The organism is Nocardia sp. NPDC088792 (assembly GCF_044750615.1).
In the GTDB taxonomy this organism is placed as follows: Bacteria; Actinomycetota; Actinomycetes; order Mycobacteriales; family Mycobacteriaceae; genus Nocardia.
In genome coordinates, this window is the sequence record NZ_JBIVKC010000002.1 from 576,270 (window position 1) to 592,899 (window position 16,630).

1 protein-coding gene (running past one end of the window) is annotated in these 16,630 nt (G+C 69.1%); it reads right to left on the minus strand.

Features of this window, described 5'->3' with window-relative positions; translation table 11 throughout:
- On the minus strand, positions 1–16,610 hold the 5' portion of the coding sequence (locus ACIP5Y_RS11955) for a non-ribosomal peptide synthase/polyketide synthase (RefSeq protein WP_400349781.1). 12,109 nt of this gene lie to the left of the window's left edge; only the first 16,610 of its 28,719 coding nucleotides appear in the window; the start codon lies at positions 16,608–16,610; its stop codon lies beyond the left edge, outside the window.
- Positions 16,611–16,630: the final 20 nt, after the last annotated feature.

The window sequence follows — 16,630 nt, forward strand, 5'->3', positions numbered from 1 at the left end:
ACCTCGGACCACAGGTTCGCCAGCTCCTCGACCGCCGTGGGCTCGAGCAGGCTGCACGGGAAGCGGAAACCGGCTTGCAGCCGATCCCCGATGACGATCGCGCTCACCTCCACCGCGGCCGTGACCGGCATATCCGGATCCGGTGCGGCGCTCAGTTCGCCGAGCCCGCCGTGCAGGCCGCCCGCTCCGAGCTCGGCGCTCGAGACGCGGCCCAGGTAGTTGAATCCGATTCGCCCGGGCATGCGATCCGGCAGCAGCCCCGCGGTTTCGGCGCAGAGGTAGCGCAGCATGCCGTAGCCGATGCCCTTGTCCGGGATCGACCGCAAGGTTTCCTTCACTGCCCAGACCGCTTGCGCGACAGCCTCACCCCCGGCTGCCACATCGGCGGGGTCGATACCGGTCAGGTCGAAACGGACCGGGAACATGGAGGTGAACCAACCGACCGTCCGTGACAGCTCGGCGCCCGCGAGCGCCTGCTCCTCGCGGCCGTGGCCTTCGAGGCGCACCAGCACCGACGGGTCGTCGACGCCCCGGCGGGCGCGCCAGATCCGCACGGCCACCACCAAACCCGCCAGCAGGCCGTCGTCGACTCCACCGTGGAACGCGGCGGGCACCTGCGACAGCAACGCCCGCGTCACCGATTCCGGCAGCTGCATGCTGATCTGTTCCAGCGTGGCGGCGGTATCGAGCTCCGGGTCGAGTTCGCGGCCGCCCCAGACCGGATCGGTGCCGGCCACCATGCGCTGCCAGAATTCCAGTTCCGGCATGCGGTCCGCCGCGGCGGTTGTCAGGCCGTGCGACCAGCGCCGCATCGACGTTCCCACCGGGGCGAGCACCGGCAGCGCACCGGCTTTCACCTGTTCGATCGCGGACATCAAGTCCTGCAGCACGATTCGCCAGGAGACGCCGTCGATCACCAGGTGATGCGCCGCCACGACCAGCCAGCCCGGCATCTCGGCGGTGGGCTCTTCGCTGCCCGGATGGAGCCAGGCGAATTGCATCATCACACCGCCGGTCGGATCCAGCCGATCCAGGGCCGAATCCAGTTCCGCAACAGCGATATCCGTCACAACGGACACGCCTGCCGCAGTATCGGTATCGGTATCAGCACCGGCACCAGCACCAGCACCCGCACCGGCACCAGCACCCGCACCGGCACCAGCACCCGCACCGGCACCGGCACCGGCACCGGCGAGCTTGCGGCGGTGCAGCACCGATGCGGCATCTACTGCACCCTCGGGGGCGACCACCATCGACCACTCGCCCGCGGCATCGCGGTGCAGCCGGGAGCGCAGCATGTCGTGGCGATCCAGCACCGCCGCTATTGCCGCGACCAGGCCCGCTTCGTCGACACCGGCCGGGAGGCGCAACACCACATGCTGATCGAAGCGGTCGAATCCCTTGCCCCACTCCACCATCCATTGCGCCACAGGCAGCAGCGGCATGGCGCCCACTCCGCCGCCGTCCAGCTCCGCCAAGCCGCCGGCTTCGCCGGTAACGGCCGTCGCGCACATCGCCAGGCGGGCCGCGGTGCGTTGTTCAAAGACGTCGCGCGGGCCGAAGGCCACACCACGTGCCCGCGCCTTGGCCACCACCTGGATGGACACGATCGAATCTCCACCGAGCGCGAAGAAATCGTCGTCGGCGCCGACCCGGTCGAGACCGAGCACCTCGGCGAACACCGCGGCGACGGTCTCTTCCACCGGTGTCACCGGCGCCCGGTACTCCTGGGCCGCGAACACCGGTTCCGGCAGCGCCCGCCGGTCAACCTTGCCGCTGCTGGTCAAGGGCAGTTCGTCGAGCACCATCACCACGTCCGGCACCATGTATCCCGGCAGCCGGTCCGCGAGTGAACGCCTGACCTGCGCCGGATCGACGGGCCGTCCGTCCGGGGCGAGGACGTAGGCCACCAATCGCACACCGGCTCCGGCACTCTCGCCCGAGCCGTGGGTGATCACGACGGCCTGCGTGATGCCGCCCGTTTCGCAGAGCGCGGCCTCGATCTCCCCCGGTTCCAGGCGCTGCCCGCGCACCTTCACCTGGAAGTCCGCGCGGCCGACGAATTCCAGCGTCCCGGCGCCGGAATCGGATGCGTCGAGCACCCAGCGGACCAGATCCCCGGTCCGATACAACCGGCTCCCGGCGGTACCCAGCGGATTCGCGACGAACCGGGCGGCGCTCAGCTCCGCCCGCCCGCGATACCCGCGCGCCACACCGGCGCCCGACAGATACAGCTCACCCACCACGCCGACCGGTACCGGGCGCAGCCAGGCATCCAGCACCAGCACGCCCATACCGTCGATACCCGCACCCAGGGTGAGCGTCTCGCCGGCCCGCAACTCACGGCTGATCATGGCGATGATGGTGGTCTCGGTCGGCCCGTAGGTATTGAAGAACCGGCGTTCGGCCGCCGCATCGGTGCGTGACCAGCGTGCCAGGAGCTGCGGTGAATAGCGTTCACCGCCGACCGTCACGACCCGCAGCCGGTCGAGTCCCGCCGGGTCCATGGAGGACACCACCGAGGGGGTGAGGAAGGCGTGGGTAATGCGCTGATCGCGCATCAGATCGGTCAGCGGCTGGCCACCGTAGACATCGTCGGGCGCCATGACGAGAGCGGCGCCGGTCGGTACGGCCATCAGGATTTCCAGCACGGCCGCGTCGAAAGTGCGTGCGGCCACGGCCAATACCCGTGAATCGGGCTCGATCGCATACCGGCTGTGATGCGCGGCGGCGACGGCGGCAAGTCCGGCATGAGTGACCTCGACGCCCTTGGGGCGTCCGGTCGAACCCGAGGTGTAGACGATATAGGCGGTATTGGCGGCGCGCAGTGTCCCGCGCCGATCCGCCACCGTCACATGGTTGTCCGGGAACTGACGGATGCGGTCCGCGAGGGCGCGATCGTCGATGACCAGCCAGGATATATCTGCGCGCGGCAGGGCCGCCGCATACCGTTCGGCGGTGATCCCCACCCGCGCACCGGAATCGGCGCACATGAAGGTGTTGCGGTCGACCGGATAGGCCGGATCCAGACACAGGAATCCGGCGCCGGTCTTGGTGATCGCCCAGACCGCGAGCACCCATTCCAGGGAGCGCGGGAGCGCTATGGCGAGCACCGACTCGGGGCCGACACCGCAGCCGATCAGGAAGCGCGCCAGCTGATTCGACTGCTCGTCGAGCTCGCGGTAGGAGATGCGGCGGTCACCGTCGACGACCGCGTCCCCGGCCGGGTGGACGGCCACGGCGGCGGCCAGCAGGACCGGCAGGGTCATACCCGCGATATCGGGGGCGCCCTCGGCGCTCGATTCCCGGAGCAGCCGGTCCTCCGTTTCCGAGAGGATGTCGATGTCGCGCACCGGGATTGCCGGATCGGCGATGGCCGTGCGGAGCACCTGCTGCAGGCGGTCGGCGAGGCGCTCGATAGTGTCCGGGTCGAAAAGATCGGTGGCATAACTCAGATCGACCGGGATTGCCCCGTGCTCGTCGGGGATGTCGGTCAGGGTCAGTGTCAGATCGAAGCGTTCGACGCCGGTGTCGGCGCCGGCCGGTGACACCTCGATGCCGGGGAGGGTGATGCTCGCGGGGTCGAGGTTGTGGAAGGCGAGCAGCACTTGGAACAGCGGGTGATGCGCCTGACTGCGCGGCGGATCCAGGGCCTCGACGACCTGCTCGAACGGCACTTCCGCGTGTGCGAATGCATCCAGATCCACATCGCGAACCTGGGCCAGCAGCTCGGCGAACGACACCGACTCATCCACGCGTGCACGGAGTACGACGGTATTGACGAACATGCCGACTACATCGTCCAGCTCGGCCGCGCCACGCCCGGCCACCGGCGTTCCCACGGCGATATCGTCACTGCCGGACAACCGCGACAACACGACCGCCAAGGCAGCGTGGAACACCATGAAGACGGTCACGCCGTAGCGGTGCGCCAGCTCCTGCAGCCCGGCGACGACTTCGGGCTGCACACTGAAGCCGTGGGTCGATCCGTGATGCGAGGCGATCGCCGGGCGCGGCCGGTCGGCGGGCAGCTCCAAAACCTCAGGGACATACCGCAATTGCGCTGACCAGTACTGAACCTGCTGTGACAGGATCGATTCCGGATCGTCAGCCGCGCCGAGCAGTTCCCGCTGCCACAGGGCGTAATCCGCATACTGGACCGGCAGGGGTGCCCAGTCCGGTTGCTGCCCGGCGCAATGCGCCACATATGCTGCGGCCAGATCGCGCGCGAGCGGGCCCATGGAGAATCCATCGGCACTGATGTGATGCACCACCATCACGAGCACGAACTCCTCCGTGCCCGACGACAACAACCGGGCCCGCAGTGGAACCCGCTCGGCCACATCGAATCCTGCCGACACCAGAGCGGCAACTTCGTCTGAAAGTCGGTGCCGTTCGACCTGCTGCGGTGTCAGGTCGACGTCAACCGCCCCGGCCAGCTCGGTAGCCGGAACCACCACCTGGAACGGAACGCCGTCCACATCCGGATACCGGGTGCGCAGTACCTCGTGCCGGGCCAGCACATCCCATACAGCGGCGGTCAAAGCCGGGACATTCAGCGCGCCACGCAGGCCCAGCACCATGGGAATGCTGTAAGCCACCGACTCCGGCGCGAAGCGGTTCACGAACCACATGCGCTGCTGCGCAAAGGACAACGGCACTCGTTCCGGACGCAGGCGCGCACCCAGGCGCGGACCATCGGCGCGCGTCGTGCCCGCGGCCAGCAGCCCGGCCAGCTCGGCGACCGACGAGGCCTCGAACACCTCCCGCACCGTCACCGGGACGTCCGCGCGCTCGGCGAGCCGCGCCGACAATCGCATGGCCGACAACGAGTTTCCGCCCAGCACGAAGAAGTCGTCGTCCGCGCCCACCCGATCTGCCCCGAGCACCTCGGCGAATACCTCGGCCACCGTCTGTTCGAGCGGCGTCGACGGCGCCCGGTAGAGGGCACGCACCGCTGCGGGCTCGGGCAGTGCGGTCTTGTCGATCTTGCCGTTCACCGTCAAAGGCAGTGCGTCGAGCACCATTACGACATCCGGGACCATGAAGCCGGGCAGGCGCTTGCCCAGCGACCGCCGGATCTGGACAGGATCCAGCGCACGCCCCGGCTCGGCCATCACATAGCCCACCAACCGCGCATCGCCGGTGTCCCGCCGAAGCACGATGACAGCTGCCTGCTCGATGCCCGGCAGATCGCACAGTGCGGCCTCGACCTCGCCCGGCTCCAGTCGCTGCCCGCGCACCTTCACCTGGAAGTCGGCGCGGCCGACGAATGCCAGCACCCCGGTGTCCGCGCCGGACTCATCGGCAAGCCAGCGCACCAGATCGCCGGTCCGATACATCCGCTGTCCCGGGCCGCCGAAGGGATCGGCCACGAATCGCGATGCGGTCAGATCCGGGCGGCCCCGGTATCCCCGCGCGACGCCGGCGCCGGATACGTACAGCTCACCCGCGACGCCCGCCGGGACCGGGCGCAGCCACGGATCCAGTACCGCCACATCCAGACCCGGGACCACCGAACCCATGGTGACCGGGTCACCCGCACGCAGCTCGGCGCTGCCGGTCACCCAGATGGTGGCCTCGGCCGGGCCGTACAGGTTGTGCACGCGGCGCCGGGCCGCGGTATCGGTGCGCGACCACCGCGACACCAGTCCGGGCGGACAGGCCTCGCCCGCCGCGATCAGCACCTCGAGGGCGTCGAGGCCCTCGGGATTCAGCGCGCCCGCGACGCTCGGGGTGAGGACCGCGTGACTGACGGACTCGTCCCGCATGAGGTCGGCCAGCGGCTGCCCGCCGTACGCCTCGGGCGGCGCCACGATGAGCGTCGAGGCGCCCGAAATCGCCAGCAGCAGTTCGAAAATCGCCGCATCGAAGGTGCGAGCGGCCACACTCAGCACGCGGGAATCGCGGCTCGGGCCGAAACGCTCACGCTGTCCAGCGCAGACACCGGCCAGACCGGTGTGCGTGACCTCGACGCCCTTCGGCCGTCCCGTCGAGCCGGATGTGTAAACGACGTAGGCGGTTCCGCCCGGATACAGCGGCGCATGCCGATCCGCAGCCGTGACCGGTATCGAGGAATTCCGGTCGATCAGCGCCGTCAGGGCAGGATCATCGAGCGCCAGCCATGACATGCCGTCCTGCGGCAATGCGGCGGCATAGCCATTCAGCGTAATACCCATCCGCACAGCCGAATCCGTGCACATGAACCGATTGCGATCCAGGGGATGACCCGGATCCAGCGACAGGAATCCCGCGCCGGTCTTGGCAATCGCCCATACCGCCAGCACCCACTCCAGGGATCGCGGCACGCCCACCGCGACCACCGATTCCACCGATTCCACACCGACGCCGCGCTCGATCAGATACCGCGCCAGCCGATTCGAGCGTTCATCGAGCTCCCGGTACGTGACCCGGCGATCTCCGTCGACGACCGCAATGCCGGCCGGATTCGCGGTCACCGCGTCCGCCAGCAGAGCGGGCAGTGTCACCTCGCCCGGGAAGGCGTCCACGGCGAGGCCGTGGCCCCATTGCCGCAGCCGCTGTCGTTCGTCGGCGGACAACGCCTCGATATCGCGCACCGCAATGGCCGGATCGACGGTGATCGCACGCAGAATCCGCTGGAGGCGTTCGCTCAATACGGTGATCGTGTCCGCGTCGAACAACTCCGGCCGGTACTGCAGTCGAATCCGCAGTCCATCCTGCACGGTGACGCTGCACGTCAGGGGGTAGTGGGTGGAGTCGTCGGCACTGAACCCGGTGATCTCCAGTTCGCCCTGACCGGTCACCTGCCGGATGTGCTGGGCATCAAGGGGATACGACTCGAGCACCATCACGGTGTCGAACAGGCTGTCATTGCCGGTGAGCGTGTGGATATCGGTCAGCCCGACATGCTGATGTTCGAGCAGCGAAGCCTGTTCGCCGTGCATGCGGGCCCACAGCTGGACGACGGTCTCGGCCGGGTCCAGTCGCACCCGGGTCGGGATCGTGTTCACGAACAGTCCGAGAGTGCGCTCCGCGCCGGGCAATTCGGCAGGGCGGCCCGATACTGCGGCGCCGAACACCACATCGGTCCGGCCGCTCGCCTGTGCCACCAGCACCGCCCACGCCGATTGCAGCACGGTGTTCACCGTCACCCCGGCGGTGGCGGCAGCTGCCGACAGTTCTCGGGCGCCGGCCTCATCGACGGTGATCCACTCATCGGCCACGCCACCCGCCCCGGCGCCCGGAGCGCCGGCGATCAAGGTGGGTTCCGCGCCGTCGAGGGCCGCGGCCCACGCCGCCAGCGCCGCGTCCCGATCGCGGGATGCCAACCACGCCAGGAAGTCCCGGTACGAGCCGTCCGCAGCGCCGGTCTCGCCGCCGGCGTACCGCGTGAACAGCTCCGTGATCAGCAGCGGGAAGGACCAGCCGTCGAGGATGACGTGATGGTTGGTGAGGATCAGGGCACAGCGGTCCGGACCCAGCTCCGCCAGGGTGAATCGGATCAGTGGCGGCGCCGCGGGATCGAAGCGGCGCGCTTTCTCCGCGGCGGCCAGTTCGGCGAGCGCGGCCTCGGGTTGCGGATAGTTCGTGAGATCTACGGTTTGCCAGGGCAATTCGATATCGTCACAGACCACGGCCACGCTCGAGCCGCTACCCGTGGTGGTGAACGCGGTCCGCAGCGCGGGGTGCCGATCCAGTAGAGCGGTCGCGGCCCGCCGGAGACGCTCGGTATCCGGCTTGCCCTGCAAGCGCAAGACCAGCTGTGCCACATAGGCATCCGTCTGGGCGGCCCCTGCCAGCCGGGCGTGGAAGAGCATTCCGGCCTGCAGCGGGGTCAGCGGCCACACGTCGGTCAGTGCGGGATACGCCAGTTCGAGTGCGGTCACATCGCTTTGCGGCAAGGCCACCAAACCGAAGTCGGACGGCGAATGTCCGCCCGCGCCGGGTGTCTCGGCGTGCGCGGCAATCGCGGTCAGTGCCTCGGTCCACAGTCCGGCGAGCTCTTCCACCTCGGCCGCGTCGAGCAGCGTGCGCGGGAAGCGGAAGCCCGCCCGCAGCCGGTCCCCGATCACGATCGCGCTGATATCCACGGCGAGCGTCACCGGCATATCGGAATCCGTGAGCACCACCGATTCGTCGAATACCTCGCTCGCGGCGGCCTCGGCGGCGCCGAGCTGCCCGAGGTAGTTGAAGCCGATGCGCCCCGGCATCCGATCCGGGAGCGCTCGGGCGGTCTCGGGAGTGAGATACCGCAGCAGGCCGTAGCCGATGCCCTTGTCCGGGATGGACCGCAGGGTTTCCTTCACCGACAGCACCGCTGCCGCCACCGCGTCGACGTCTATCCCGGTCAGATCGAGCCGCACCGGGAACATCGAGGTGAACCAGCCCACCGTGCGCGACAGGTCCGCCCCGGGCACGATCTGTTCCTCGCGGCCGTGTCCCTCCAGGCGCACCAGCAGCGAGGGCTCGTCGAGTCCGCGCCGTGCCCGCCAGATCCGTACCGCCACTGCGAGTCCCGCCAGCAGCCCGTCATCGACGCCGCCGTGGAAGGCCGCCGGAACCCGGGACACCAGCGACCGGGTCACCGATTCGGGCAGTTGCACGGTGATCTGGTCGAGCGTCACGGCGGTATCGATCGCCGGATCCAATTCCCGTCCGCCCCAGACCGGATCCGCGCCCGCCACCATGCGCTGCCACATCTCGAGCTCGCGCATCCGCGCAGGTTCCGCGGCCGCGGTCGTGAGGCCGTGCGCCCATCGGCGCACGGATGTCCCCACCGGATCGAGCATCGGCACTGTTCCGGATTGCGCTTGTTCCAGCGCGGACAGCAAGTCCGGCACCAGGATTCGCCACGAGACGCCATCGATCGCGAGGTGATGCGCGACCACTGCCAGCCGACCCGGCGCGTCGGCGTCCGCGGGATCGGCCACATCGAGCCGCACGAACTGCACCATCACTCCGGCAGACGGATCCAGGCGTGCCACAGCCTCTTTCACCTGCGCGGTCGTCATTGCCACCCGGTCGGCGCCCGCTTCGACCGCGCACCGGCGCACCACGGCCGCCGCGTCGACGCTGCCCGGGGGATCGACCGCCAGGGACCATTCGCCGGAGTCATCGCGCCGCAGCCGGGAGCGCAGCATGTCGTGGCGATCCAGTACGGCCTGCACCGCCGCGAGCAGATCCGCCTCGTGCACACCGGCGGGGAGGCGCAGCACCACATGTTGCTCGAAGTGGTCGAATCCCTTGCCCCACTCCACCATCCATCGCGCTACCGGCAGCAGCGGCAGCTCCCCGGTACCGCCGCCCGCGAGCTCGGTCAGCTCGGTAGCGCTGTCGCCGTCCGCGATGGTCGTCGCGCAGACCGCCAGTCTCGCCGCGGTCCGCTGCTCGAAGACATCCCGCGGACCGAAGACGACGCCCCGCGCCCGGGCCTTCGCCACCACCTGGATGGACACGATCGAATCTCCGCCGAGCGCGAAGAAGTCGTCGTCGATCCCGACCTGTTCGAGTCCCAGTACGGCGGCGAATGTCTCGGCAATGGTCTGCTCCACAGCCGTGGACGGCGCGCGGAACGTCCGGGCCGGGAACACCGGTTCCGGCAGCGCCCGCCGATCCACCTTGCCGCTGACGGTCAGCGGCAGTTCGCCGACCACCATCACCACATCGGGCACCATGAACCCGGGCAGCCGCTCGGCCACCGCCAGGCGCACCTCTTCGGCATCCGGCACGCTCCCCGGACGGGCGACCACATACCCGGCCAGACCGGCACTCTCACCTTGCGAGTGCACGACGACCACGGCCTGATCGATACCGTCGAGGCCGGCCAGCGCCGCCTCGACCTCACCCAGTTCGAGGCGCTGCCCGCGCACCTTCACCTGGAGGTCGGACCGTCCCACGAAGGACAGCACCCCGGAGCCGGACTCGTCGGCAACCCAGCGGACCAGATCGCCGGTGCGGTACAACCGGCCGCCGGGCGCACCGAACGGATCGGCCACGAACTGCGTGGCCGTCAATCCCGCGCGGCCCCGGTATCCGCGTGCCACACCGGAACCCGATACGCAAAGCTCACCCACGACTCCCACGGGAGCCGGCCGCAGCCCGCCGTCCAGCACCACGACGCCCACACCCGGAATCGGGCCGCCGATGCCCACCGGACGCCCCGCCGCCAGTTCGGCGCCGGTCACCCAGATGGTCGCCTCCGCGGGCCCGTACAGGTTGTGTACCCGGCGCAGGGCTGCCTTATCAGTGCCCGACCAGCGTGAAACCAGCTGCGGCCCACACCGATCGCCACCGGTCAGCATCACCCGCAAGGTGTCCAGGCCATTCGGGTCGAGGGACAATGCCACCGACGGTGTCATGAACGCGTGACTGATCCGCGCATCGCGCAGCAGGTCCCGCAAGGGCTGCCCGCCGTACACATCGGGCGGTGCGAGCACCAGGGTCGCGCTGCCCGAGAGCGCCAGCAGCAGTTCCAGGATCGACGCGTCGAATGTCCGCGCCGCGACACCGAGGACGCGTGCATCGGCATCGACGGCGCAACGCCGAATGTGGTCGGCCACCAAGGCCGCCAGGCCCGCATGAGCGACCTCGACGCCCTTCGGACGCCCGGTCGAGCCGGACGTGTAGATGACGTAGGCGGTGCCACCGAGACGCAGCTTTCCCCATCGGTCCGCATCGGTCACCGGGTCGCCCGGTCGCTGCCCGATCTTTTCGGCTTCGGCCGGGTCGTCCAGCACCAGCCACGACAGGCTCTCGTCAGGCAGTGCCGCCGTGTATTCTGCAGCCGTAATACCCACTTGTGCACCGGAATCGGCGCACACGAACCGATTCCTGTCGGACGGATGCGCCGGATCCACCGAGACGAACGCCGCGCCCGTCTTGGCAATCGCCCAGACCGCCAGCACCCATTCCAGCGAGCGCGGAACTCCGACCGCGACAACCGATTCGGCGCCGATGCGGCGCTCGATCAGGTAGCGCGCCAGCCGGTTCGAACGCTCGTCGAGCTCTCGGTAGGTGACGGACCGCTCCCCGTCGATCACCGCGTGACCGTCCGGATTGCCCGCCACCGCGCTCGCCAGCAGGTCCGGCAGCGTCACACCTTCGGGCTCCGCGCCACCGGCGAGACCCCACTCGTGCACGAGGAGCTGCCGTTCGGGCTCCGAGAGGATGTCGATATCGCGCACCAGGATTGCCGGATCGGCGACGATCGTCCGCAGCACCCGCTGCAGGCGTTCGACGAAGACGGCGATCGTGGCCGGGTCGAAAAGGTCGGTGGCATAACCGAGTTCGACCGGGATCGCGCCGCGCGCATCCGGGCTGCCGGTCAGGGTGAAGGTCAGATCGAAACGCTCGATGCCGGTTTCGGCGCCGGTCGCGGTCACCGCCACATCCGGCAGGGCGAGCGTGGCCTGATCGAGATTGTGGAAGGCCAGCATCACCTGGAAGAGCGGATGCTGCGCCTGACTGCGCGGCGGCTCCAGCACCTCCACGACCTGCTCGAACGGCACCTCCGCATGCGCGAAGGCATCCAGATCCACCCCGCGGACCTGCGCCAGCATCTCGGTGAAGGACACCGACTCGTCCACCCGGGTGCGCAATACCACCGTGTTGACGAACATCCCGACCAGTTCATCCAATTCGGCCACGCCGCGGCCCGACACCGGCGAACCCACCGCAATATCGGCGCTGCCCGAGAGCCGCGACAGCACGACGGCCAGCGCCGCGTGGAACAGCATGAACACCGTCACGCCGCGGGCCTGAGCCAGGGCCTGCAACCCGTCGACCACCCGGGGTTCCACCGCGAAGCCGTGCTTCGCGCCCCGATGCGAGGCGACAGCCGGGCGCGGCCGATCGGCCGGCAGCGCCAAAACCTCGGGCAGCTCACGCAATTGCCCGGTCCAGTAGCCGAGCTGACGCGACAGCATCGACTCCGGATCCTCGGCCGAGCCGAGCAGTTCCCGCTGCCACAGTGCGTAATCCGCGTATTGCACGGCCAGCGCCGGCCACTCCGGTTGCCGCCCGGTGCACCTGGACACATACGCGGCGCCCAGATCGCGCGCGAGCGGCGCCATCGAGAACCCGTCCGCGCCGATGTGATGCAACACGAGCACCAGGACGAACTCGTCCGCGCCCGCCTGCAGCAGCCGCGCCCGGACCGGAACCCGTGCTGCCACATCGAAACCCACGGCCACGACGGCCGCAATGGCGGCATCGAGCCCGGCCTCGTCCACCCGCTGCGGCGAGAGCTCCACATCCACCCGACCGGGCAGCTCCGCCACCGGCACCACCACCTGGAACGGCACGCCGTCCACATCCGGATACCTGGTCCGCAGCACCTCGTGCCGGCTCAGCAGGTCCCACACCGCACCCGCCAGCGCGGACACGTCCACCGCTCCCGACAAGCGCAACACCATGGGAATGCTGTAGGCCACCGACTCCGGCGCGAAGCGGTTCACGAACCACATGCGCTGCTGTGCGAAGGACAGCGGCACCCGCTCGGGCCGTTCCCACGCACCCAGCCGCACGCCCTCGGTCCCGACGGGCGATTCCGATACCCGGGCGGCGAGCAGTGCGGCGAGCTCCCCCACCGTCGGCGCCTCGAAGACATCCCGCACCGCCACCGGGACCATCACGGCATCGGACAGCCGTGCGGACAATCGGGTCGCCGACAGCGAATTGCCGCCGAGCGCGAAGAAGTCGTCGTCCACGCCCACTTGCTCGACGCCGAGCACCTCGGCGAACACACCGGCCACGATCTCCTCGACCGGCGTCGCCGGCGCGCGATAGCAGGCGCGTGCGAGGACCGGCTCCGGCAGGGCCGCCTTGTCCACCTTGCCGTTCACCGTGAGCGGCAAGGCATCCAGCGCCATCACCACATCCGGTACCAGGTAGCCGGGCAGGCGCGCACCGAGACGTTCCCGCAGCAGGGTGCCGAGGAAGACCGGTCCGGCCCATTGCGCATCGCGCGCCGGCAGGGTCGGCCGGGCGGCCTCGTCGCTGGCCTCGGTATCCGCCAGGAACGCGCGGCGGACGGCATAGACGATGTGCAGATCCGTGCCGATCACATTCGGTGAGACGCGGGCGTCGACCTCGAATCCGTGCTCGCGCAACAGCTTTTCGATACAGGCCAGCCGGCCGTCGACATCGTGGACCTCGATGGCGATGCGGTCGATGAGCGGCCAGTGTTCGGGTTCGATGCCGCGCAACGCATCGAGTTCGCTGCCTTCCACATCGATCTTCAGCAGGTCGATATGCGGGATGCCGTATTCGCCGATGATGTGCGACAGGGTTCGGATGGGGACCTCGACCCGCACGAATTCCAGCCGGTCCGCGATCAGCTGATCGACATAGCTGTCCCCCAGATCCCGGCTCTCCTCCTGATATTCGTGGTGGATGAAGGATTCGAGGATCTCGTGCTGCACCGTGCTGTCGGTGCCGCGGCCGGAGAGCACCGACATCTCCGGGTAGTAGGTGAAGGTGTCGGTGGTGGACTCCGCGCCGATTCCGCAGGGCACCAGGGTCGCGTCGAGTCCGTGGATGACCGAGTTCGCCTCGTACATGCCGCGGAGTTCGGGCATCGGCTCGACCGCGAAGATCTTGACGGCGGGCGATTTACGCTTGGCGTAGATGGAGAACATGCCGACGTGGGCGCCCACATCGACGATGTGGCCCGATTCGGGGATGGTCAGGCCGCCCTGGTGGTACTCCTCGCGTTCGAAGATCTCCTCGTAGAGGAATTCGATATTCGACCGGTTCCGGCCCACCACCGGCATGCCATTGGGCATCTCGTGCAGGCGGTCGGGCTCCAGCACGCCGTCGCGTTGCAGCTCCAGGCATTTGGCCGCCACGGGCGCGAAACGCGCGTCCGGGACCAGGTAGGCGACCAACTGGGTGGAAGGCGCCGCGTCGGGGGTGAGCGGCGCGACGATATGCGTCGTGACGACGGCCTGGGCCACGGCGGGCTCGGCGGCGAGTACCGCTTCGATCTCACCGAGTTCGATACGGAAGCCACGGATCTTGACCTGTTCGTCGGCGCGGCCGAGGTATTCCAGGACGCCCGCCGCGGTCCACCGGACCACGTCACCGCTGCGGTACAGCCGGCCGGCGCTCCCGGCCGGGTCGAACGGATCGGCCACGAATCGCGCGGCCGTCAGCCCCGCCCGCGCGTGATAGCCCCGCCCGACCTGGTTCCCGGCCACATACAGTTCCCCGGCCACGCCGACCGGCACCGGCCGCAACCACGAATCCAGCACGTACACCCGCAGATTCGACAAGGGCACGCCGATCGGGCTGAGCCCGAGATCGCCGTTCAGGTGCTCCTGCGTGAGCACCTGCCGGGTGACGTGCACGGTGGTCTCGGTGATGCCGTACATGTTCACCAGCATCGGACCGGCCGCGTCCGCGGCGGACTGCCAGCGCTGTAAACGGCTGGGGTCCAGCGCTTCACCGCCGAAGACCACCATGCGCAGCGCGGAATCGGCCGCGACGGTGCGGCGGGATTCCAGCAGCGCGTAGAAGGCGGAGGGCGTCTGGCTGAGGATGGTTACGCCCTGGTCCACGACCAGGTCCCAGAGTTCCGTGGGCGCGTACGCCACCTCCCGCGGCACCACGACCACCCGGCCGCCGTAGAGCAGCGCGCCCCAGATCTCCCAGACGGAGAAGTCGAAGGCCTGCGAATGGCACCAGGCCCAGATGTCTTCCGGGCCGAATCCGCACCAGGACTCGGTGCTTTCGAACAATGACACCGCGTTCGCGTGGGCGATGGCCACGCCCTTGGGATTCCCGGTGGTTCCGGAGGTGTAGATGATGTAGGCGGTATTGCCGGGCCGCAGCGCGCTGGAGTCGGGCACGTCGAGATCGGCTGGTAAAGCAGGGATTTCACCGATGTGCAGCCGGGGCACCGCCACTGCGGTAACCAGCTCGGCCGTGGTGTCGTCGACGATGACCAGCGTGGGAGCCGCGTCGGTGAGGATGTAAGTGATCCGCTCGGCCGGCGAGGTCGGGTCGAGCGGCAGGTACGCGGCGCCGGTGCGGAGTACCGCGAGCATGGCGGTGATCAGCTCGATGCCCTTGGGAAGCGCCACTGCCACAATGTGTTCCGGGCCCGCCCCCCGTGCGGCGAGGGCCGCTGCCAGGCGTCCTGCCTCCGCGTCGAGCTGCGCGTAGGTGATCCGTCGCGAACCGGCGACGACGGCGATCGCGTCAGGGGTCGCCGCGGCCTGCCGCCGGAACATGTCGATGAGCGTGCCGCCCTGGTCGATCGGCGTAGCGGTGTCGTTCCACTGCTGCAGCACGAGCGCCCGCTCATCGGACGCGAGCAGGTCGACATCGCGCACGGGGGTGTCGGGATCGGTGCCGAGCACCCGCAGGAACTCGTCGAACCAGCGCAGGAATCGGCCGTGATGGCGTGCCAGGTCCGCCGGCGTGTACAGGTCGTGGTTGGCGACGAAGTCCACGCACATGACCCCGCCCGCACCGGAATACACGCTCACCGACAGGTCGGAGACCAGTCCGGGAGTGAGCACCTCCAGATGTCCGACGATCGGCCCAAGCACCACCTTCGTGGCGAACAGCATCATGTCCAGGTACGGCCCGAAGACCTGCGTCTGCGGTGTCAGCCGGCCGATATCGCGGAACATGTCCTCCTGCCGGTAGCGCTGCCGGCGGAGCACCTCGATCAGTTGCCGCTGGGTGCCCTGGATCAGCTCGCCCACGGTGCCACGCGGATCGGTGGCGATCCGGAACGGGACCGTGTTCGCCAGCATGCCGCCGGAGCGCAGGGCCGCGGTGGTGACGCGGGCCGATACCGGCAGGCTCAGCACGATGTCGTCGCAGTCGGTCATGCGGCCCAGGAACACCCCGAATCCCGCCAGGATCAGCGCGGCCGGATTCGTCGAGGTCGATTTGACGAGATCGTCGAGCCTGCGCACGGATTCGGCGGCGAGCGCGCCGCGTACGGAGATCGGATGCGCGTCGGCCTGTCCGCTCTTCCCGGCGAGGCTGACCGGAGCGGGCAGCCCGGCCAGTTGCCGCTGCCAGAACTCCCGGTCGGCCTCGAAACGGGCTGAGGCCCGGTACTCTTCGTCGGCGGCGACGAGTTCGGCCAGCCCTTGATTCTTCGCGGGCGCGGGCTTGCGGTCCTCGATCGCGGCGCTGTACAGCTCGCCGATCCGGCCCAGCAGCGTCATGGCGGCGAGCCCGTCCATGGCGATGTGGTGGGCCCGCACGTACCAGAACCAGTGTTCCTCGCCCACCCGCAGCACCGCGGTCGCGATCAGCCGGTCACGGTGCAGATCGATCGGGCGGCTGTACTCCGCGCGCATCCACTCGTGCGCCGCCGCAATGGGATTCGGCGTGAAGCGCAGGTCCAGCGAGCGGGTCGGCTCGTCCAGCGGCCGGTCGGCCACCTGCAGCACTGTGCCGTCCGCTTCGATCAGGCGCAGGCGACCGGCCTCGAACTCGCCGGCCCCCTGCCAGAACGAGGCCATCAGCAGTCCCACGTCGAGATCGCCCTGGAGATCGATACACAGGGCATTGGTTATCGGTGTCGAACCGGCCAGCTGTTGCGCGAACCAAATCCCCTGCTGCGCAGCCGATAACGGAAAGGGACGGGGTCGGTGGCCGGTCAATTCTGCTCCTGCGTCTCGAA